The organism is Bacillus sp. FSL K6-2819 (assembly GCF_038008305.1).
Classification (GTDB): Bacteria; Bacillota; Bacilli; order Bacillales; family Bacillaceae; genus Bacillus; species Bacillus amyloliquefaciens.
In genome coordinates, this window is sequence record NZ_JBBOYV010000001.1 from 989,634 (window position 1) to 1,010,376 (window position 20,743).

A 20,743-nucleotide genomic window follows, 5' to 3' on the forward strand; every position below is an offset into this window, starting at 1 on the left:
ATGAAAGTCGCTCCGCAGTCTGTTATAGTGGAGTGGTATGTCTGTAAGGAAGAAAGGAGCGGTTACTATGGCAGTTAATTTTTATGATGCGGCTTATGATCTTGAAAAAGCTTTGCGAAACAGTGATGAATACAGCCGTCTGAGAGGGCTTTATGATCAGGTAAACGCAGATGAATCCGCAAAACGCATGTTTGATAATTTCCGCAACGTACAGCTGCAGCTGCAGCAAAAACAGATGTCAGGTGAAGAAATCACTCAGGAAGAGGTAGAGCAGGCGCAAAAAACGGTTGCTCTCGTACAGCAGCATGATTTGATTTCTCAGCTGATGGAAGCGGAACAGCGCATGAGCATGCTGATCGGCGAGTTAAACAAAATTATCATGAAACCTCTTGAAGAGCTTTACGGAAACCCGCAATAAGCTCCAGACCCCTCCATCCCGGATATGGAGGGGTTTTTTTATTCAACTGAAAATCAAGGAATGCTGCTTGCTGAAGGCTTTGTGATGGCGGTTTCTGTTCCTTTTGAGCTTTATCGTACATTCAGCATAGATATTTCTTCTGGTTTTTTTAGTTAAAAAAACCCTTGTCTTTTGACAATAAAAGTGTGATAATAACCTTGAAAGCGCCTACACTTACAGGATGATCCAAGGATACGGTCGCCGATACTGCCTGATATGTTAAGGGGTAGCAACAGAGAGTAAGTGAAACGAGCGCATCAACGGTCAAATAAGGGGTTCCTGATAGATTTCTTAAATAGAAGTACACATTGGGGAGAAGGCAGCAAATCGATCGTATCCCAACAAAACGACAGTTCAAAGTCTGCTGACGGCAGGCTTTTTTGCTGCTCGGAAAAGGTTGTTCTAAACAAAGAGACAGGGTCATATCCTAATGACAAGTACAGTCATCAAGGAGGGGGACTTCTCTGTGTCAAAACAAATGCTGGCGTTAAATATAGACGGAGCGCTTCTTCGCTCCAACGGCAAACTGCATCAGACGACAAAGGATGCCATCGAATACGTCAAGAAAAAGGGAATTTACGTCACACTGGTCACAAACCGCCACTTTCGCTCCGCTCAAAAAGTAGCGAAAATATTAAAGCTGAATGCAAAATTGGTTACCCACAGCGGCGCCTACATTTCCGAAAAAATAGATGAGCCGTTTTTTGTAAAGAAAATATCAGAAGATCATACGTTTAATATTGTTCAGGTGCTTGAAAGCTATCAATGCAATATCCGGCTTCTTCACGAAAAATATTCGATCGGAAACAAGAAGAAAGTGAACTCCAATCTGGTTGGGAAAACGATCATTCATCCGTCTGACCCGATTTTTTACCCGGTGCAGTTTGTCGAATCATTAAGTGATCTGCTTCTTGATGAGCCGGTTTCGGCGCCCGTCATTGAGGTGCATGCTGAAAACGGATTGCAGGCTGACATAACGGATACGATAGGGAAAGCATTCCCGGCCGTGGACGTGATCCGCGTCAATGAGGAAAAACTGAACATCGTGCCTAAAGGGGTGTCAAAAGAAAGCGGACTTTCGATGGTCGCCGCTGAACTTGGGCTTTCAATGGAAGAGGTTGTCGCCATCGGCCATCAGGAAGATGATCTGCCAATGATTGAGCTGGCCGGCCTCGGTGTCGCGATGGGGAACTCCTCCAATGAATTAAAAAGAAAAGCGGACTGGGTGACAAGGTCAAATGATGAACAGGGAGTCGCCTATATGATTAAGGAATACTTCCGCATGCAGCACCGCAAAGGCTTTCTCGATAAGTTCCACATGAAACGGTCATAATGAAGAGCCGCAGACACGAAACGCCGTCTGCGGCTTTTTCGCGGATTGATTTTAGCCTGTTCTTTCTGTACACTAAAGAAAGTTTTGAATCTGAAAAATAAGGTGATCACATTGCAAATAAAAATAGACGGCATAACGGATGACAGGCTGCATCGTCCGCTGCAGAATATCGCGAATTTATTTTTTGAAGAGTGTGTTCTTGCGTACGGCGAAACGGAGGAACCTTCTGATCTCGTCATTTCACTTGCCATTTCTCAAGATGCAGACAGCGTGTCAGTATCGGGAGAAATCAAAGGAACCGGTGAAAAGGAGCATCACACGAAACCGCTTCTTGCCGGCTGGAGCGAAAAAGAAGTATTTAAACAGGTGAAAAATACGCTGTCGTACGTATACTTAAATCTTCTCCAATCACATACGGGCATGACACAAAAATGGGGAATCTTAACCGGCATCAGGCCTACTAAACTCCTTCATAAAAAGCTGCAAAGCGGCCTGACAAAAGAAGAAGCGCACGCCGATCTGAAAAAAGATTATCTGATACATGATGAAAAAATCAATCTGATGCAGGAGATTGTCGACCGCCAGCTCGCCGCGGTTCCCGATCTGTACCGGGTCAAAGATGAAGTCAGCATATATATCGGCATCCCGTTCTGCCCGACGAAATGCGCCTACTGCACGTTTCCGGCTTACGCCATCCAAGGACAGGCAGGCAGAGTCGGCTCCTTTTTATGGGGGCTTCACTATGAAATGCAGAAAATCGGAGAATGGCTGAAACAGCATGATATCAAAGTGACGACCATTTATTTCGGCGGCGGTACGCCGACAAGCATTACGGCTGAGGAAATGGACCTTTTATATGAAGAAATGGTCCGTTCTTTCCCGAATGTAGAGAATATCAGGGAGATTACCGTTGAAGCGGGACGACCCGACACGATTACGGAGGAAAAGCTTGCCGTTTTAAATAAGTATAAGATTGACAGAATCAGCATCAATCCGCAATCTTATGAAAACGAAACGCTTAAGGCCATCGGCAGACACCATACAGTTGAAGAAACCATCGAAAAATACCATCTTTCCCGCAAACACGGCATGAATAACATCAACATGGACTTGATTATCGGCCTGCCGGGAGAAGGGACGGCAGAGTTCAGGCACAGTCTTGATGAAACGGAAAAGCTGATGCCTGAATCTTTGACCGTTCATACGCTTTCTTTTAAACGGGCGTCAGAAATGACGAGAAACAAGCATAAGTATAAGGTTGCCGACAGGCAGGAAGTGTCCCGGATGATGGATGACGCCGTGCGCTGGACAAAAGAGCACGGCTATACGCCGTACTACTTGTACCGGCAGAAAAATATTCTCGGGAACCTTGAAAATGTCGGCTACTCCTTCCCGGGTCAGGAAAGCATCTACAACATTATGATTATGGAAGAGGTGCAGACGATTATCGGTATCGGCTGCGGCGCGGCAAGCAAATTCATTCATCCGGAAACCGGAAAAATCACGCACTTCGCCAATCCGAAAGACCCGAAATCATATAATGACCGATTCGAGCATTATACAGAAGAGAAAATAAAATACTTAGATGAGATGTTTGTCAAATCTGCATTATAATAAAAAAACGGCACGGAATCAGCGTGCCGTTTTTTTATGTTTATCCGTCAGTCAAAACGGGAAAAGACCATTCAGACTGCTATTTGCAAGAGGTGTACAATATGTATGATGTCATAGGAGCGGGAATCGGGCCGTTTAATTTAGGCCTTGCCGCATTGTTAGAGGATATACCCGAAACAAGCGCTCTTTTTTTCGATAAAAAGAAAGAATTTGCGTGGCATCCGGGCCTGTTAATTAAAGGAACGGATTTACAGGTGGCGTTTCTGGCGGATCTTGTCACGCTCGCTGATCCGAAAAGCCGCTACACGTTTTTAAATTTTCTCCATGAGCATGACCGGCTGTACCGGTTTTACACGTTTAATGAATTTGATATTCCAAGACGTGAGTTTAATGACTATTTAAGCTGGGCAGCTTCAGAAATCAAATCATGCCGTTTCGGCTCAGAGGTGATTGACGTGAAAAATGCCGGCGGGCATTATGACGTCAGCGTTAAGAACATCGAGGACGGCAGCATCAGTGTCTATCAAACGAAGCATTTCGTTATGGGAACGGGTTCTGAGCCGCTTATTCCCGCAGAGATTGATGACGAAGCGCGTCAGGACACGATGGTCAGCACGGAATATTTGTTTCGGAAAGATGAGCTCGCCGGCGCCGAATCAATCACAGTAGTCGGTTCCGGACAGAGCGCAGCGGAGATTTTTTCTGATTTATTGCAAGATGAACAATACCGCCGCTGCCGGCTGCAATGGGTGACACGTTCCGCCGGATTTCGAGAATTAGAAACCGCCAAGCTCGGGCAGGAAATGTTTACACCCGATTATGTGGAATATTTTAACCGCCTGCCTTTTCAAGAACGGCTGAACACACTGCCGGAGCTGGACGGACTGCGTCACGGCATTGATTCTGACACACTTGCCGCCATTTATGACGCCCTGTATCACAGGTCGATCAGCGGAGGTTCGCCTGATGTATATATTCAGCCGATGGCGGAGCTTGAAAAAATTGAAAAGCAAAACGGGCGCTGTGTACTGAGCTTTCATCAATGGCAGATGGATGAAAGCTTTACGGCCGATTCAGAAAAAGTAATTTTGGCGACCGGCTTTAAACCTCATATTCCGGAATGGTTTACGGCAATTTCTCCCGATATCGAATGGGAGGATGAGAAACGGTTTAAAGTGACGGCAGATTCCCGTCTTGTGTTTAAGGACGATAGGCGGCATCATTTTTTCACGTTAACGAATCTTGATCATGCCCACGGAACGGGCGCTACGAATTTGAAGCTGTCTGTTTACAGAAACCAAAAAATCATCAATACGATTCTGGGAAGAGAGCATTTCTCCATTAACAAAAAAACAGCTTTTCAGCAATTTCTTCCCGCGCGAAAAAACTGACCCCTTAGAAAGAGGTCAGTTTTTTTATGATTTCTGCAGCTTCTTTTCAGGCTTTTTCCATTTGAAAACACTGTTCAACAGGAGATATATCCGCTTCGATTCTTTCGTGAGCAAAGGGCCGAGAATAGCCAGTATCAACACATATAAGGCGGCGAACGGCTTGAGTGAAGCGGACAGGCCGCCGGCGATGCCGAGATTTGCGACGATGATGGAGAATTCGCCGCGGGAGACGATGGTCAGCCCGATGTTAGACGATGCTTTATGAGAAAGCCCCGCCCGGCGCCCGGCAATCATGCCGGCGATAAAGTTTCCGGCAATCGTCAGCAGAACGGCGCCGAGGGCGAGCCATACCGCTTCTCCCAGTGAAAACGGGTCAATGCTCAGACCGAAACTGAAGAAAAACATGGCTCCGAAAAAGTCACGGAACGGCACGACAAGGTGTTCAATCCTGTCAGAATGGGCCGTCTCCGAAAACACGAGCCCGAGCAAGAGCGCGCCGATCGCTTCAGCGACATGAATCGTTTCGGAAAAGCCGGCGATGAAAAAGAGCGCGGCGAAAATGACAATGACAAATACCTCGTTTGAACGGATATCAAGCAGTTTGTTCAGAAGAGGCGGCAATTTTCTCGCGGCGATGAAAAACAGCAGCATGTATCCGAAAGCGATCACGATTGACAGCAGCGCGCCCCCGACAGACGTCGCGTCTCCAAGTACAAGTCCGGAAACGACGGATAGGTAAACCGCCAGAAAGATATCCTCAAACATAATGATGCCGAGAATCAGCTCCGTTTCCGGATTGGCCGTGCGTTTTAAGTCGACAAGCACCTTTGCGACAATGGCGCTTGATGATATCGTGATGACACCGGCCAATACAAGCACTTCCAAAAAGGAAAAGCCCGTGATAAAGCCGTATATCAGTCCTAAACTGAAATTAATCAGAATATAAATCGTTCCCCCGGCGGCGATGGAGCGGCCGGATTTCACTAATTTTCCGACCGAGAATTCAAGTCCGAGGTAAAAGAGGAGGAACAGGACGCCCATCCGTCCAAAAAATTCAATCACTTCCCGGCTTTCGATAAACGTCAGGTCAATGATGCCCGCTTGGGGGGCGTGCGGCCCGACAAGCATCCCTAAAATGATCAGGAAGGGAATGATCGAAAATTTAATTTTATTGGCGATGACACTCGCAATGGCCACAAGAACTAGCGCCGTACCGACTTCAAATACGAGATGGTCCATAAACAGATCACACTCCGTCTCTGGAGAGGAAGTCTTGGATCAGTTTCTTCAGATGCTTTCTTTCGCCTGAGAGAACGAGTGTATCGTTTGCTTCAAGAAGCGAATCAGCGCCCGGGTTCAAAAACTTTTTCTGGTTATGCTTAATGATGGCGATCACCGTCACATCATAGTTCTGGCGCACATCCAGTTCGCCGAGCGTCCGCCCGGCCGCTTTTGCTCCTTTTTCAACTTTGAACCATTCGATGATCAGATCGCTGAACGCCATTTCAATTGATTCAAGCGCCTGCGGTTTGTACACCATCCCGCCGATAATCGCGGCAATCTGCCTTGCTTCCGCATCATCAAGTGAAATGCTTGCCAGAAGCTCATCAGGGTCGCGGTCATCAAATCTGTAAATTTCCCGCCTGCCGTCATCATGAATAATGATCGTCATTTTTTCATGGTTTCTCGTTTCGATTTCGAATTTTTTCCCGATGCCGGGCAGATCGTTTTCTTTAATATTCATAAAAAATCCCTCCGGAATATACTGTTTTTAAACCGTAAATACAGACTGGCATTGAGAGATTGTCTGATGCCGGAGGTAATTTGACTGGTATTGTATCGGAATGGCGCACGTCCTTTCCAGAGTGGAATCAATAAATTGATCAAGAGGTTTGACAGACAGCAGGGTGACCATCCGGGATAATACGTCGTATCCTTTAGACAGGCCGTACGGAGCGGTTTTGGTATGAGCCGGCGTTTTTGCCGAGTCCGTCTCCTGCGGGTAAACCGAAATTTGAACGTGGCTGTCTGTTTCTGTCACCAATTGGGAAGGAAGGGCGACATCCGAAGGGGGAAACAGCACCATAAAAAAGCTCAGTAAAAAGCTGAGTATCACATATTTCATTATCGGCGTTCCCCCCTTTTTGTCTTGTGTGTCAATTTCACTATATAAAAATGTATGTTCAGTTTCAAATGATATGCATTTTTCGGTATCTGTTGACCTTGAAAAATAAAGGAGTTTCGCTTCGGCGGAAGGAATATATTATTTGAACAAAATATGTAAGCGGATACAAGGGGGATGTAAACATGCAGTATATTCGATATGAAGAAAAGGGAAAGATCGCAGAGATAGTGCTGAACCGGCCTGACAGTTACAATGCGCTGAATGAACAAATGCTGCGGGAATTGGAGAATGCATGCGTCATGGCAGCTGACAGTGAGGCGCTTATCGTCCTTTTGAGGGGGGAAGGCAGAGGGTTTTCCGCAGGCGGTGATATTCAGATGATGACGTCGGAACATGATTCAGGAGAATATGAACGGCTCATGAAAATGATCGAATCCATTACACTGACCCTCTATGATATGAAAAAAATTGTGATAGCCGCCATCCACGGGGCCGCGGCGGGGCTCGGGCTGAGTTTTGCGCTGTGCGCCGATGTGGTGCTCGCAGAAGAAAACGCCCGCCTCGCGATGAATTTCATCGGCATAGGTCTGGTTCCCGACGGGGGAGGCCATTACTTATTAATGAGACGCGTCGGTGAGATCGAAGCGAAAAAGCTGATCTGGAGCGGTGAAAAATTGCCGGCAGAAAAAGCGGTGCGGCTCAAGCTTGCCGACGGGCTGTTCAGCGGTGACCCTGCGGCCGGGGCAAAACCGTATATCGACCGATTGTTACACACGCCGCTGTCAGCAATGATTGAAACGAAGGCTATTTATCAAAGCCTCCATATCAGCCGGTTAAAAGATGTTTTGTCTCTTGAACGAAAGGCCCAGGAAAATATGAGAAAAACGGATGATCATAAAGAGGGCATCCGCGCCTTTTTAGAAAAGCGGACGCCGCAGTTTAACCGGTAAAAAACAGAAGCCGGAAAGCTTCTGTTATCTGTGAAATAAAATCAGCTTTCCGGCTTCATTCACCAAGCGATGAGTATTGTTCTCAAGCTTTTTTTCTTTTAATAAAGCCTCTCCGGCGGCTTTCGCCTCCGCCTCATTTTCTGCTTCGATCCGTTCATTCAGCAGTGTTTCCCCCGATGCGTGGAATGCGGTCAATACAAATTGTCCCATCACGTCACCTCCTTTATAGAATGATATTCTGATAAAGAATTTAAAATCCTCCATTAATTTTTACCCATTATTAGTATATAATGGGTAGCGGAAGGAGTTGGATTCGTGCTTACAATTGAACACGTGACGAAAACATTCGGCAGCTTTACCGCTGTTGATAATTTGAACCTGCAAATACCTGAAAGGGAGATGTTCGGGCTGCTCGGCGCAAACGGCGCGGGAAAAACGACGACCTTTCGGATGATTTTGGGTCTTTTAAGCCTGACTGACGGAAATATCAGATGGAAAGGGCAGCCGGTCAATTATTCTATCAGCGAAAAAATCGGCTATCTCCCGGAAGAGCGGGGGCTGTACCCGAAAGTGAGAGTGAGTGACCAGCTTGTCTATCTTGCGAGATTAAAAGGAATGAGAAAAAAAGATGCGGAAAAAGAGCTCATCACATGGCTTGAGCGGTTCGGCATTACAGATTACAAGAATAAGAAAGTCGAAGAGCTGTCAAAAGGAAACCAGCAGAAAATCCAGTTCATTTCCGCTGTCCTGCATAAGCCTGAGCTGCTGATTCTCGATGAACCTTTCAGCGGCCTTGATCCGGTGAATGTCGAGCTGCTGAAAGAAGCCGTTATTTCTTTAAAAAACAGCGGCGTTTCCATCGTTTTTTCTAGCCACCGAATGGAGCATGTGGAAGAGCTTTGCGAGAATCTATGCATTCTCCAAAAGGGAAAACCTGTCGTTCAAGGCAATCTGAAAGACATTAAGCGGTCTTTCGGCAAAAAAAATATCACCGTTCATTCAGATGACGATCTCAGCTTTTTAAAAACGCATGAAGGTGTCGTGAAATGGAAGGAAACAAATGACGGGATCAGGCTGCAGGTCGCGAATGAACCGGTGTCTCAGGATATTTTTCAGGCGCTGCAAGGGAAAGGTTTTATACGGAAGTTTGAATTGGAAGAGCCGTCACTGCATGATATTTTTATAGAAAAGGTGGGGGCCGTTTATGAATAAATTTTGGATTATGCTGTTTCATACATATAAAAACAAAATTACGACAAAGTCATTCATTATTTCGACCGCCATTACCGTTTTATTAGTTTTAGCGGTGACCAACCTGCAATCGATCATTTCAGTGTTCCAATCGGATGACGGCAAGCAGCAAATCGCGGTGATTGATGAAACGGGCGGGCTGTACCCGGCATTTGCAAAACAGCTTAAAGCGGCGGATACAGACAATGATTTGCAGGCGATGCAGACGAAGGAGTCCGAAAAAGATGCCGTAAAGCGTGTCAAAGATGGTGAATGGGACGGGCTTTTTATCATCAGACAAGATCAAAAAGGAACGATAACAGGAGCCTACAAGGCGCTGACCATTTCTGATGAATCAGCGTATAAACTTCTCAAGCAGGCTTTAACACAGACAAAGACCGCTGTTGAAACCGCCAAGCTCGGCATTTCGGCAGAAAAAGTCAGCAGCCTCTACACTCCGCCTGAAGTCAGCAAAGACGCGCTGGAAAAAGGGGCGAAATCTGAGGAAGAGCTCGGTCAGGTGATGGGGCTTGTATACATCATGCTGTTTGTCATCTACTTTTCAGTCATCATGTACGCAAGCATGATTGCGATGGAAGTTGCGACGGAAAAATCGTCACGGGTCATGGAAATTTTAATTTCAAGCATGCCGCCGATTCAGCAGATGTTTGCCAAACTGTTCGGTATCGCGCTTGTCGGGATCACACAGTTTGCGGTGCTGCTTGCGGCGGGTTTTCTCTCACTGAAGCTGAACCCTCAAAATGATGAGTCGTCGCCGATCAGTGCATTTCTCAATTTTACGGATGTTCCCGTCTCGACGATTGTCTATGCCGTCATTTTCTATCTGCTCGGCTATTTTCTTTACGCGACGCTTGCCGCGTTTCTCGGCAGTGTTGTCAGCCGGATAGAGGATGTGCAGCAGACGATTCAGCCAATGGTTTTTTTAATCGTGGCAGGTTTTATGATCGCCATGTTCGGCCTCGGCAATCCTGATGCGGGCTTTATTACCGTTACATCTTACATTCCGTTTTTCACGCCGATGATTATGTTTTTACGCGTCGGGATGCTCGATATCCCGTTTTGGCAGGCGGCGGCCGGAATCGCCCTGACTCTGGTCACAATCGTGATCTTTGCAACGGTCGGCGCGAAAATTTACAAAGGCGGCGTTTTGATTTACGGAAACGCCGGCGGATTCAAAGCGATCAAACAAGCGCTGCGCATCTCCAAAAAATAAGTCCAAACAGCCCGAGACAGCCGGGCTGTTTTTTTATGATCCAGAACGTGCATTCGCATGAAAACGATGCTAAAATAAAGGGTAATTCAATCTACAGAAAGGGGAGGGCGAGATGGCTGATCTGACGTTTATTCATGCCGCTGACCTGCATCTGGACAGCCCGTTTTACGGCATTTCGCATCTGCCTGAACCGGTATATGCGCGTATTAAAGAAAGCACATTTCACAGCGTCCGCCGTCTTACGGACGGGGCGCTCGGGGAGCGGGTCGATTTCGTGCTGCTTTCGGGGGATCTGTTTGACGAAGCCAACAGAAGTTTAAAAGCCCAGCTGTTTTTGAGAAAACAGTTTACCAGATTGCAGGAAGCGGATATCCAAGTGTTCGTCATATTCGGCAACCATGATCATTTGGGCGGTGAGTGGACACCGATTGAATGGCCTGAAAATGTACATATATTCACCTCGGATACACCGGAGGAAAAATCTTTCTTTAAAAACGGAGAGCTTGCGGCAAGCATATACGGATGCAGCTATCAGGAAAGAAGCGTAACGGCCAATCAGGCCGCCCGGTACCGGAAAATGACCGGCGCGCCTTATCATATCGGCATGCTCCACGGCACGTTATCAGGAGCGGAAGGACATGATCCGTACTGCCCGTTTACGAAAGAAGACCTTGAAAAGAGCGGCATGGATTACTGGGCGCTCGGACACATTCATAAACGGCAGGTTCTTTCCGCTCAGCATCCCGCCGCCATTTACCCCGGAAATATTCAAGCCCGCCATCTAAAAGAAACCGGCCCTAAGGGATATTATCTCGTCCGGGCGGCAAACGGTGAGATGTCTTGGGAATTCAAAGAAGCGCACGATGTGTTATGGGAGGAAATTGACCTTGATATTTCCGGAGCTGAACATATGACCTCACTTATGAAAGCCGCCACGGATTCGTTCTCAGGCTTGCGTGCGGCGGGCCGCCCGGCATGTATCAGGCTGGTGCTCCGCGGTGCGGCGCCCCGCTTTTGGACGGAGGCGCCCGCAGGGATCGCAGAGGAGCTCCTTTCCGCTTTACAGGAGGAAGAGGCCGAAGAGGAATGTTTCGTCTGGCCGCTTGCGATTGAGGATCGGACGGATGAAACAGACACCGTCCCGCCCGATCCGTTTTTTAAAGGGCTGCTTCAGGACATAGAACAATGCGCGGACATGAGTGGTGGGTTTGAAGCGCTCGAGCGTCATCCCGTATATCGGCGGCAGATGACTTCATTTACAGATGAAGAGGTGCTGGACATTAAGCGGCAGGCCCAAGCCGTTTTAAAGCGACAGCTGAAGGAGCTTCAGCGATGAAAATAACGGCGCTCTATATTTACCAGTATGGAAAATTTTCCAATCGAAGCTTTCAGCTGTCGGATTCCCCCGTACAAGTCATCTACGGATTAAATGAAGCGGGCAAAACGACATTGATGTCCTTTATCAAAAGCGTCCTGTTCGGTTTTCCGAAATCAAAAAAATACGAACCGAAAACCGGCGGGGTTTACGGCGGCGTTGTGGAACTGAATCATGACGATTACGGTGCTGTCAAAATCGAACGGACAAAAGGGGCTGCCGAAAAAGTCAGAGTGTACACGGCTTCAGGCGAAATTAAGGACGGAAAATGGCTCAAACAGCTGCTTTCCGATACAGATCGTGCGCTGTACGAAGCGATCTATTCGTTTGATGTATTCGGACTGCAGGAGATTCAAGCCTTTAACCGAGACAAAATCGGGGAGTTTCTCCTGTTTTCCAGCTTATTCGGGTCTGAAGCGGCGGCGAAGCTTGACGGCAGACTGGCGAAAGAACTTGAAAGAATGTATAAGCCGAACGGGCGGAACCCCCGCTTAAATCAGGAATTGGATACATTAAAGCGGCTCAGCGCCAAGCTCAAACAGGCGGAAACTGCGGAAGCGGGCTATCACAGCCTCCTGGAAGAGAAAAAAAGCGCCGGCGGCCGTTTGCAGGATGCCAAAGCGCAATTGAAAGATATAACTGAAGAAATCAAAACAGTAAAAGCGGCGATAGAAGCAAAGCCGCTTGCGGACAAAAAAACAGCGCTGGAAAGCGAACTTTCTTCTTACCCGGAAGCAGCGGAGCAATTCCCGAAGGACGGAATGCATCAGCTGGAAAAATACGAATCGCATCTCCATCCGAAAGCGGCCCGGCTTGAGGGGCTTCGGGCAAAAGCGGCTGAAATCAAACGGCAGGCTGATCTGCTCTCTCCAAATGAGGACATGTTACAAAAAGAGCGGCAGCTGCAGGAGCTTTCCGGCGAGCAGCATATGTACGAATCACGCGGCGAACAGCTTGCCGCCATCCAATCACAGATCCGGCAGACATCAGCCCGTGTTTCTTCAGGATTACAGCAGCTCGGCAGACATGAGGAAGACGACATTCTTTCGCTGAACACCGATTATGAATATGAATGGCAGCTGCAAGAAGCCGTTCAGAGCGCCGGACAGGCCAGAGAAAGAAAAACACAGCTCGACTCTCTATTTGAACAAGCGCGGCTGGAGCTGGAAGACGCTGAACGAAAACATGCCGTGACGGCAGAAAACGTCTTGGAACCCGCTGTCAGAAAAGAAAAAGAAGCCGCCTTACAAGCATATAAACAAACGGCTGATACTGAAGGAAACGAATGGCAGGCTCATCTCCGGCAGCTGGAAAAACAGCGCGCCAAACAAAAAAAGCTCTTTCTCGGTACGGGCATTCTGTTCATTGCGATTTTCGTTATGTTAAAGGAATGGCTGCCCGCCGCCCTTTTTACCGGCGCTCTGATGCTGTACGTGCTGACTGGCATGCAAAAGGCGCTGCCGTCTGAAAGAAGCCGGCCCGGTCACAAAAAGCAGAAGCCCCTGATCTCAAAAGAAGAGGCTGATCTTCTGCAGGAAGAGCTATGGCGTGACGGCCAGCATCGGCAGCAGCTGATTGCGGATCAAGCGGTGCTTGAACAGAAAGAAGCGGCATATGAAAGAGTCATCCGCCAATATGAAGAATGGGAGGCCGAAATGGCGCCCTCTGAAAAAAAGACGGAACATTTTATGAAGGAACTGGGGTTTTCGGGCAGCCCGTCCCATCTCCTCGACGCATATCATGTGATGAAAGATGTCAAAAAAGAAATCCTTACCAAGCATGAGCTGACCATTGAAGCGGGGCGGCTGCAAAAACTGCAACGAGCATTTGAGGAACGGGTCAAAAAGCTGAGTCCTTCAGACGGCCGGGAGCTGTCCGTAAAAGAAAGGCTGCACTTTTTGCTGCAGCAGGCAGAACGGGCCCGTGAAGATGCAAAACGAAAACAGGCGCTCGAAACAGACCTGCTGCATACCCAAGAGCAAATCCGTGAATTAAACGAAGAAGTTCATTACTACGAACAGCAGGTCAAACAGCTTTTTACAGAGGCAGGGGCAAAAAACCGTGAACACTTTTGTGAACTTGGCAGGCTGAATGAAAGCCGCCGGGAAACAGAGAGGAAGCTGTGCGAAATCAAAACGCACTTATCCGGCAAGGGCGGCAAACAGCTGGAGCCGTACATGAGCCGCACAGTGCCCGAACTTGAACATACAGCCGTTCAGAAAGAACAAGAGAAAGAAACACTTGAGGAAAAAATCGCCCATCTCCGTGAGCAGATCGCTTTATTAACGGTGAAACAAGAACAGCTGGAGTCCTCGGGGCTGGTATCCGATTTAAAACAGCAGACAGAAATGCAGAAAGAACGCGTTAAAAAAACAGCTAAAGAGTGGGCCGCATTGCAGACGGTCAGACACATCATCAGAGAAAAAATGGAGCGGCATAAAAAAGTCACGCTTCCCCGTCTGTTGGAAACCGCAGGTGCATTGTACGGACCGCTTACGGACGGACGCTATCAGAAATTGTATTTCTCTGAAGCTGATGACTCCATTATGGTCATGCAGAAAGACGGCACGGTTTTTTCTGCAAGCGAGCTGTCACAGGCGGCATGCGAGCAGCTTTATGCGGCGATCCGTTTTGCCCTTGCATCAGAACGGGAATCTGCGGTATCACTTCCGTTTTTACTTGATGACAGTTTTGTTCATTTTGACAGGGAGCGGCTGCAGCGGCTGTTTGATGTGCTGAATCAGCTTTCAGAAGGCGGCCGTCAGATTCTTTATTTCACCTGCCATGAGCATGTCAGCCGGTCATTTCACAGCGGGCAAGTCATGCGGCTCCTGTCATAAAAGAGTTTATTTTCAAAAAAGAGGTATGTGCTATACTGGTATTATGTAAGATATGGAGGGAGCTTTTAATAGAATGGCAAAAGGTATTATGCTGCACGAGGTCGGCGAGCAGGTCGATCAATACTTTCTGATTAAATCTTCGACTAAAGGAATCGCTAGCAACGGAAAACCGTTTCTGACATTAATGCTGCAGGACCAATCCGGGGATATCGAAGCGAAGCTGTGGGATGCCAAGCCGACTGATGAAGTCACGTACGCGGCGCAGACGATCGTGAAGGTAATCGGAGATGTCCATCATTATCGCGGTCGAAACCAGCTTAAACTGAGAAATATCCGGCCGGCCGCCGAGAATGAAAATGTCAGCATTGATGATTTTCTGGAAACGGCGCCGATTCCAAAAGATGAAATGATGGAGACCGTCACGCAATATATTTTTGAAATGAAAAATCCAAACATCCAGCGGATCACAAGACATTTGATCAAAAAATATGCCGCTGATTTTATGGATTACCCGGCGGCGGCTAAAAACCACCATGAGTTCGTCTCAGGGCTCGCGTATCACGTCGTGTCCATGCTGAACTTGGCAAAAGCGATTGCCGATCTGTATCCGTCACTTGACCGGGATTTGCTGTATGCGGGAGTCATTTTGCATGATCTCGGCAAAGTAAAAGAGCTTTCAGGCCCTGTCTCCACGACGTACACCGTGGAAGGGAATCTGCTCGGACACATTTCAATCATGGTGACAGAGCTTTCAAAAGCAGCCGAAGAGCTTCAGATTGATGCTGAAGAAGTGCTGATTCTGAAGCATTTGATTTTAAGCCATCACGGAAAAGCGGAGTGGGGAAGCCCGAAACCGCCGATGGTGAAAGAAGCGGAAATTCTGCACTACATTGACAATCTGGATGCAAAAATGATCATGATGGACAGAGCACTGGAACGGGTGAAACCGGGCGAGTACACAGAGCGTGTATTTGCGCTTGAAAACCGCTCTTTCTACAAACCGACTTTCCATCAATAAGATAAAAAAGGCCGATCCTCTGCGATCGGTCTTTTTTACGTTCAGCTCTCATAACTTGTCTTTATCAAGCATAGCTTAGAATAAAGACTCTGGGTGAAAAAGGGAGGAAAACAACGTGCTATTTTTTCCTTGGTGGGTATACCTCTGCATTATCGGGATTATTTTCAGCGCTTATAAGCTTTTCACGACAGCTAAAGAAGAGGAAAAGCTTGACCAGTCGTTTATTGAAAAAGAAGGAAGAGTGTATATTGAACGGATGGAGCAGGAACGCGAGCGCCGTATGGCGGCGCCCGAAAATGAAAACGGGGATGCAGAAGAGAACTCCAATCATTCCATCGCATAAAAAAACTGTGCGGCTCGCCGAGAGCCCGCACAGTTTTTTTATTTAGATTCAGAAGATGTTGAAGCTGAAGTGTTAAACGTGTCTTTTAAGTCTTTGTCTTCAACTTTTACGTCAGCTTTCTTCATGACTTTTTGAATCGCTGCCTGTACAGCTGAGTTGTCGTTTAGCTTCTGTTTAAGAACTTCTTCTTTCAGTTCTTTTTTCATGTCATCATATTTGCCGCGTTCTTCCGTCTTTTTGATGATATGATAACCGAATTTTGTTTTGACCGGATCGCTGACTTGTCCGACTTTCAAGCCGAATGCAGCTTTGCTGAATGTCTCATCCATTGATTTTTTATCGAACCAGCCAAGGTCGCCGCCGTTGTCTTTTGAGCTGTCAGTTGAGTATTCTTTCGCAAGCGTTTCAAACTTCTCGCCTTTTTTCAGCTTTTTCTCCACTTCGTCAGCTGTCTTTTTATCAGCGACAAGGATGTGGCTCGCACGGATTTTACCTTTTAAGCCGTCGTAATATTCTTTCGTGTCGGAGTCAGTGACTTTGATGTTGTCTTTCGCCGCTTTTTGGGCAAGCAGTTCGTATTTCACCTGATCTTTCAGGTAATCTTCGCCGTACTGCTGTTTAAGGGCGCTGTACTGGTCGCCGAGCTGAGTTTTGTACTCTTTCAGCTTGTTATCAATTTCTTTATCCGATACTTTGTATTTTTTGGCTAATACTTTTTCTTGTACGAGCTGTGTCAGCACACTTGCGCCCGCGGTTTTTTTCATGTTCGTGTAGAGCTCGCCTTTTGTCACATTGCCGGCATCCGTCTTGGCAATCACGTCGTTGTCGCCGCTGCTGCATGCGCTGAGAGCGAGGACGCTCGTTGCCGTAATAGCTGCTATCGCGATTTTCTTCATTCCTTTAAACACTCCTAATCATCCAAATTAAATTGCATATGCGTATCATAACATATTGTGGCTTTCTGTAAAAAGATTTTAAATAAAGGGCATTCGTCTAGTCAAACTTTTTCCTGATACATACAAATATATTGATCATGAAAAGGAGGTAATGAACCATGGGCGGAGGATATTCAAACGGTTTTGCGCTGCTCGTAGTACTGTTCATTTTGCTTGTTATTGTAGGGGCAGCTTACATTTGCTAAGCGGACCGGATCGCTTTTTCTAAAGCGGTCCATTTTCTTACCCGAGCGCCTAATCGTTTCTGAAGTGAATTGCATATGATGTAATTGGAAAAATAAAACGTTTTGTAGGAGGTGCTTTTGGAGATGGGTGAAGTATTTGCAGGCGGTTTTGCATTGTTGGTTGTTCTGTTCATCTTATTGATCATCATCGGCGCTTCTTGGATTTACTAAGAAAAAAATATGGCTGTCCGCGTTAATCCGCCGGCAGCCATATTTTTTTGCCTGTTTACACAGTAAAGGAGATCTCGACGAACGAAGAGATCAGTAAAATTAAAATAGATACATTAATAAAACGGAATACCTTATCCTGCCGGTCTTCAGGAATCTCTCTGACAAGGCATAATGTATTTGTGAGCCTGTTTATGAAATAAAGAATAAACAGGGCAGCCACGATAAAATAGAATAAAATGATGGGAGATTCCCCCTCTCTCTGAACTGCTCCCATATTACATTACCAAATATTTATTGAAAAAGATAGAATGTAAGCTGAAAAATCAGCGGACATCAAGACTCCGGCACTTTTTTTACTAAAATATCAAAGCCGTCGGATTCCTGGTCAATCAGACATGATTTGGGCGCTTTGACCAGATGCAGCGCAAACAGAAGATCAGGCAGGCAATAACCCGCATGAATGCTCGAAATCATATAAAAGTAATGGGCGTGACTCGGAAATGCCAGCCCGGCATAAAATAATACCGGCGTAATGAATAAAAACGGGCTGATCGTTGAAATCAGCATTGTTGTTTTTGGTATGCCTTTCCATGTCGGCATCCGCAAAAAGTACATTTTCATTTCCTTTTTTCTTTTTTTACAGATCATCGGCAGGACATGTATGACTTTATGTACAAATAAAGTAACGACGAGCAGAACGCAAAAAGCAAATACATGCCCGTCACTTAAACTGATATTCGGACGCAGCAGCCCGAATGCCAAGAAGTTGCATATAAAAAACAGGATCATAAAACCTACAGCAGTCAATAATAAACGAACCGCACCATAATCTTTGATCAGATTAATGGTTTTCCAGCAATTCATCAGAGTCATCCTTCCGTACAAAGATGGAATACAATCTCAAAATAATTTACTCTCTTCAGGAGAAAAAATCAATCCTTTTTTAAAGAAAAAAATAAACCCGGAAAGGGAAGATCAGAAGAGAGCGGTGAAACATGGAAATGTACGGTTTAAGCTTTCTTCTCTATTCATTATCAGCTAAAATAAGATTAAAGATAGAAAGAAGTGAAACGGATGGATTCAATGGATCAGCGTATCGGGCGGTTAGAATATTACATACAATTGCTTGTGAAAACAGTGGATATGGATAAGTACCCTTTTTATGCGATGATGATCGAAAAAGGGCTGACCGAAGAGGAAGGTGAAGAGGTCGGGCGGATCTGCCGCGAATTGGAGGACGAGCTGGAGTCGCAAAAAGCGCAAGGCTTTGTGACGTTCGACAAACTCCTTGCGCTTTTTGCGGGACAGCTGAACGAAAAATTAGATGTTCATGAAACGATTTTTGCTTTGTATGAGCAGGGGCTTTATACAGCGCTGATGGAAGAATTTATTGAGATTATGAAGCACTTTGATTAACTGTTGATCGGTTCCAGTTCTTCAGCCGTTTCATGGACAGCCGATTCGCCCGTTTTTTTCTTCAGACTTCCGTCTTCACTTTCAAAATCATTGTTTATGTTTGTCAATGATTTCTCAAATATCTCCATAAAATCTTCGCCGTAAATGTGGCGGATGACACAGGTTAATTCTTCAATTTCCGGAAACTTCCCGAATAAATGGTAGAGCGGCTGTGAACCTTTAAACACCGCGTTTCTCGACGGGGCAAACTCCTCAAGAAGACTTTCGAATACATTTTCCCCTTCTTCTGTTAACTGAATGTACGTGTTCCGTTTGTCATTCAGCCGCTTGGAAAATTTCAGATATCCGCGTTCTTCAAGTTTTTTTGAAAAATTAAACGCAGTTGATACGTGCATAACGCCGAATTTGGCGATTTCTGAAATAGAAGCTCCTTTAAGCTGATAAGCAATCCATAATATATGATGCTCGTTAATATTAAGGTCGTACGGTTTCAGCCAATTCTGCCAATCTTTTTCGATAGATTTCCACAGCGCTTTGGACAGCTGAGCCATTTTTTGGGTATAGATTAAAGCTTCTTTTAGATCGTAAGGCGGTTCAACACGATTCAATACAGATCACCTGCTTCACCTTTTCTTTCCCTCTATTATGCCAATAAAATAAAGATTAATAAAGATGAAAATTTAAGAATTTTATAATAAATTCTTAATCCATTGCTGTGAAAGGTTTTAAACACGCAAAAAAAGTGCGGAACGCAATATGTCCGCACTTTTTTTGGTTGTATAGGATATTAGTTTTGTAAGGTTTTCTCCAGCTGTCTGATTTTCTCTTCAATATCAGCGATTTCCTTTTGGAGATCCTGCTGGTGCGGCTTGATTTCCTCCTGCCACCTTTTAATGCTGGTCTGAAGCTCTCCGCCTACGTCTTTAATGACTTCGGCGCTTTCTTTCGCTGTTTGGACAAGCTGGTCCTTAAGCGCCATTCCGTCTCTTTTTAACCGTCTGATTGTGTCCTCAATTGAATTGCAATTCGCTTTGATTTTGCCCCGCAGCTCTTTTCCGGATGAAGGAGCCGAAAGCAAAACCGCCGCGCCTCCGATCAATCCGCCTACGAAAAGGCCTTTTAAAAGGGAACGTCCGTCAGCCATTTGAAATCACCCCGTTTTTTTCTTGTCACTTTTATCATTTTTGTTCAGAAGAATAAACTTCTATACATAGCTTGCTTTATTTTAGCATATTTTTTAAGGGAAAAGGAGGGAGAAGGTTGTCTGTCTTCATGATTGTTTTATCTTGTATGGCTCTTGTCTTCGCGGCGGGCGCCGTTTACTACCTTAAACTGCTCGGTCAGGCCGCTTCTTATCCGCCGAAGCGGGTCGTCCGCCAAAAGGCCATTGTCTGCTCAGCAGGAACCGCCCTCGCATTGTTCCTTATCTTTTTCACAAAACTTCTCGTGTAAAACATGCTGTAACACATTAAAAAACCTCTTCCGGCCGGAAGAGGTTTCAGTATGCGGCTATTTCACCGTTTCAATCATATTGGACCGTCTTAAGATCGTCTGCACAATCGGATACATAATGACAATGGCGATCGCATTCAGCGCAGCCGCCGGAAGGACGACCGCGAGCACCAATGCGGTGAATCCGCCCGGCAGGCCGACAATCAGAAGGGCCAGCGCCAGAAAGATCACGCCGGAGATGAAGGTGCCGGCTATCGTAATGACGGCAGCCGCCGCTGTTTTCACGCTCTTTTTTATCAAAAGCGCCAGCGCCAGAAACAGAAACGCCGTTACCGGTTTTTCAATGATATTCGGAAGCTGTCCGCCCGGAAAAGATGTCGTGAGTGCGGAAATGATTCCCGTTACAATTCCGATCATCAGCACGTTCTGCACACGGGGAAATAACAGAATGCCCATAAACATCATCACAAGCATCATATCGGGTTTCATTCCGAATAATACCGGCGGCATAATGGAGTGAAGCACCGCTCCGATTGCCGCAAACAGGGCCATAATGACTAATTCTTTTGTTTTCATACTAAGCTCTCCTCTGCTAAGCTTTTTCGCCATCCAAT

25 protein-coding genes are annotated in these 20,743 nt (G+C 46.3%); 15 read left to right on the forward strand and 10 right to left on the reverse strand.

The features are described 5' to 3' along the window. The first annotated feature begins 67 nt into the window (after positions 1-67). The 4 genes from MHH91_RS05175 (at position 68) to MHH91_RS05190 (ending at position 4,795) form a co-directional block, all read left to right on the forward strand. Positions 68-418 (forward strand): YlbF family regulator, encoded by a 351-nt coding sequence (locus tag MHH91_RS05175; protein ID WP_014469986.1) that lies wholly within the window; start codon positions 68-70, stop codon positions 416-418. A gap of 505 nt (positions 419-923) precedes the next feature. Next, entirely contained in the window at positions 924-1,790 is an 867-nt protein-coding gene (locus MHH91_RS05180; protein ID WP_014469988.1) for a Cof-type HAD-IIB family hydrolase, read from the forward strand. A gap of 111 nt (positions 1,791-1,901) precedes the next feature. After that, positions 1,902-3,404 carry a coproporphyrinogen III oxidase gene (locus tag MHH91_RS05185; RefSeq protein WP_013351691.1) on the forward strand — a complete coding sequence of 501 codons (1,503 nt, stop codon included), beginning with the start codon at positions 1,902-1,904 and terminating at the stop codon, positions 3,402-3,404. Positions 3,405-3,505: 101 nt separating this feature from the next. Further along, a complete protein-coding gene (locus MHH91_RS05190) occupies positions 3,506-4,795 on the forward strand; it encodes a lysine N(6)-hydroxylase/L-ornithine N(5)-oxygenase family protein (RefSeq protein ID WP_013351692.1) in 1,290 nt (429 codons plus the stop codon). Between the two features lie 24 nt (positions 4,796-4,819). Here the strand turns inward: MHH91_RS05190 and MHH91_RS05195 are convergent, their stop codons facing one another. The 3 genes from MHH91_RS05195 to MHH91_RS05205 are packed head-to-tail and all read right to left on the reverse strand — an operon-like array spanning position 4,820 to position 6,920. Beyond that, the gene (locus MHH91_RS05195; RefSeq protein WP_014469989.1) at positions 4,820-6,034 is read right to left on the reverse strand and encodes a cation:proton antiporter; all 1,215 of its coding nucleotides are present in this window, start codon (positions 6,032-6,034) and stop codon (positions 4,820-4,822) included. 7 nt (positions 6,035-6,041) lie between these two features. After that, positions 6,042-6,539 carry a cation:proton antiporter regulatory subunit gene (locus tag MHH91_RS05200; RefSeq protein WP_014469990.1) on the reverse strand — a complete coding sequence of 166 codons (498 nt, stop codon included), beginning with the start codon at positions 6,537-6,539 and terminating at the stop codon, positions 6,042-6,044. Positions 6,540-6,566: 27 nt separating this feature from the next. After that, positions 6,567-6,920, reverse strand: coding sequence for a hypothetical protein (locus MHH91_RS05205; protein WP_013351695.1), 354 nt, complete (start codon positions 6,918-6,920; stop codon positions 6,567-6,569). Between the two features lie 182 nt (positions 6,921-7,102). Here MHH91_RS05205 and MHH91_RS05210 point away from each other — a divergent pair, with 182 nt between their 5' ends. Next, positions 7,103-7,870, forward strand: coding sequence for an enoyl-CoA hydratase (locus MHH91_RS05210; RefSeq protein ID WP_014469991.1), 768 nt, complete (start codon positions 7,103-7,105; stop codon positions 7,868-7,870). Between the two features lie 24 nt (positions 7,871-7,894). On the opposite strand, the gene MHH91_RS05215 is transcribed toward MHH91_RS05210, so the two are convergent. Next, on the reverse strand, positions 7,895-8,080 hold the full coding sequence (locus MHH91_RS05215; RefSeq protein WP_014469992.1) for a YhzD family protein: 186 nt from the start codon (positions 8,078-8,080) through the stop codon (positions 7,895-7,897). Positions 8,081-8,185: 105 nt separating this feature from the next. On the opposite strand from MHH91_RS05215, the gene MHH91_RS05220 reads away from it, so the two are divergent. From MHH91_RS05220 to MHH91_RS05245, 6 genes are all read left to right on the forward strand, one after another. After that, the gene (locus tag MHH91_RS05220; protein ID WP_013351698.1) at positions 8,186-9,082 is read left to right on the forward strand and encodes an ABC transporter ATP-binding protein; all 897 of its coding nucleotides are present in this window, start codon (positions 8,186-8,188) and stop codon (positions 9,080-9,082) included. Further along, entirely contained in the window at positions 9,075-10,334 is a 1,260-nt protein-coding gene (locus MHH91_RS05225; RefSeq protein ID WP_013351699.1) for an ABC transporter permease, read from the forward strand. Before MHH91_RS05220 ends, MHH91_RS05225 begins: the two co-directional genes overlap by 8 nt. Positions 10,335-10,446: 112 nt before the next feature. Continuing rightward, a complete protein-coding gene (locus MHH91_RS05230) occupies positions 10,447-11,670 on the forward strand; it encodes a metallophosphoesterase family protein (protein WP_014469993.1) in 1,224 nt (407 codons plus the stop codon). Next, positions 11,667-14,549, forward strand: a complete 2,883-nt coding sequence (locus tag MHH91_RS05235) for an ATP-binding protein (RefSeq protein ID WP_013351701.1) — start codon at positions 11,667-11,669, stop codon at positions 14,547-14,549. Before MHH91_RS05230 ends, MHH91_RS05235 begins: the two co-directional genes overlap by 4 nt. Before the next feature lie 73 nt (positions 14,550-14,622). Continuing rightward, positions 14,623-15,567, forward strand: a complete 945-nt coding sequence (yhaM, locus tag MHH91_RS05240) for a 3'-5' exoribonuclease YhaM (RefSeq protein ID WP_013351702.1) — start codon at positions 14,623-14,625, stop codon at positions 15,565-15,567. Between the two features lie 115 nt (positions 15,568-15,682). Continuing rightward, positions 15,683-15,910 carry a sporulation YhaL family protein gene (locus MHH91_RS05245; RefSeq protein ID WP_013351703.1) on the forward strand — a complete coding sequence of 76 codons (228 nt, stop codon included), beginning with the start codon at positions 15,683-15,685 and terminating at the stop codon, positions 15,908-15,910. Between the two features lie 38 nt (positions 15,911-15,948). Here MHH91_RS05245 and MHH91_RS05250 read toward each other — a convergent pair whose 3' ends face one another. Further along, positions 15,949-16,806, reverse strand: a complete 858-nt coding sequence (locus MHH91_RS05250; protein ID WP_014469996.1) for a peptidylprolyl isomerase — start codon at positions 16,804-16,806, stop codon at positions 15,949-15,951. Positions 16,807-16,964: 158 nt separating this feature from the next. On the opposite strand from MHH91_RS05250, the gene MHH91_RS05255 reads away from it, so the two are divergent. Both MHH91_RS05255 and yhzE2 read left to right on the forward strand, forming a co-directional pair. Continuing rightward, positions 16,965-17,051 carry a YjcZ family sporulation protein gene (locus MHH91_RS05255; protein ID WP_016938346.1) on the forward strand — a complete coding sequence of 29 codons (87 nt, stop codon included), beginning with the start codon at positions 16,965-16,967 and terminating at the stop codon, positions 17,049-17,051. Between the two features lie 123 nt (positions 17,052-17,174). Further along, positions 17,175-17,261, forward strand: coding sequence for a sporulation protein YhzE2 (gene yhzE2, locus MHH91_RS05260; protein ID WP_013351705.1), 87 nt, complete (start codon positions 17,175-17,177; stop codon positions 17,259-17,261). Between the two features lie 55 nt (positions 17,262-17,316). On the opposite strand, the gene MHH91_RS05265 is transcribed toward yhzE2, so the two are convergent. After that, on the reverse strand, positions 17,317-17,535 hold the full coding sequence (locus tag MHH91_RS05265) for a hypothetical protein (RefSeq protein ID WP_003155245.1): 219 nt from the start codon (positions 17,533-17,535) through the stop codon (positions 17,317-17,319). 59 nt (positions 17,536-17,594) lie between these two features. Further along, complete coding sequence (locus MHH91_RS05270) at positions 17,595-18,125, reverse strand: DUF3267 domain-containing protein (protein WP_013351706.1); 531 nt, start codon at positions 18,123-18,125, stop codon at positions 17,595-17,597. A gap of 210 nt (positions 18,126-18,335) precedes the next feature. Here MHH91_RS05270 and MHH91_RS05275 point away from each other — a divergent pair, with 210 nt between their 5' ends. Further along, complete coding sequence (locus MHH91_RS05275) at positions 18,336-18,677, forward strand: YhaI family protein (protein ID WP_003155243.1); 342 nt, start codon at positions 18,336-18,338, stop codon at positions 18,675-18,677. Here MHH91_RS05275 and MHH91_RS05280 read toward each other — a convergent pair. Together MHH91_RS05280 and MHH91_RS05285 are read right to left on the reverse strand one after the other, a co-directional pair. Continuing rightward, the gene (locus tag MHH91_RS05280) at positions 18,674-19,285 is read right to left on the reverse strand and encodes an HTH-type transcriptional regulator Hpr (RefSeq protein ID WP_013351707.1); all 612 of its coding nucleotides are present in this window, start codon (positions 19,283-19,285) and stop codon (positions 18,674-18,676) included. The genes MHH91_RS05275 and MHH91_RS05280 overlap by 4 nt on opposite strands. Before the next feature lie 179 nt (positions 19,286-19,464). Continuing rightward, entirely contained in the window at positions 19,465-19,821 is a 357-nt protein-coding gene (locus MHH91_RS05285; RefSeq protein WP_013351708.1) for a YtxH domain-containing protein, read from the reverse strand. 116 nt (positions 19,822-19,937) lie between these two features. Here MHH91_RS05285 and MHH91_RS05290 point away from each other — a divergent pair, with 116 nt between their 5' ends. Further along, the gene (locus MHH91_RS05290; protein WP_007409223.1) at positions 19,938-20,129 is read left to right on the forward strand and encodes a hypothetical protein; all 192 of its coding nucleotides are present in this window, start codon (positions 19,938-19,940) and stop codon (positions 20,127-20,129) included. A 57-nt stretch (positions 20,130-20,186) separates the two neighbouring features. On the opposite strand, the gene MHH91_RS05295 is transcribed toward MHH91_RS05290, so the two are convergent. Further along, positions 20,187-20,705 (reverse strand): tryptophan transporter, encoded by a 519-nt coding sequence (locus MHH91_RS05295; RefSeq protein ID WP_013351710.1) that lies wholly within the window; start codon positions 20,703-20,705, stop codon positions 20,187-20,189. Positions 20,706-20,743 lie beyond the last annotated feature (38 nt).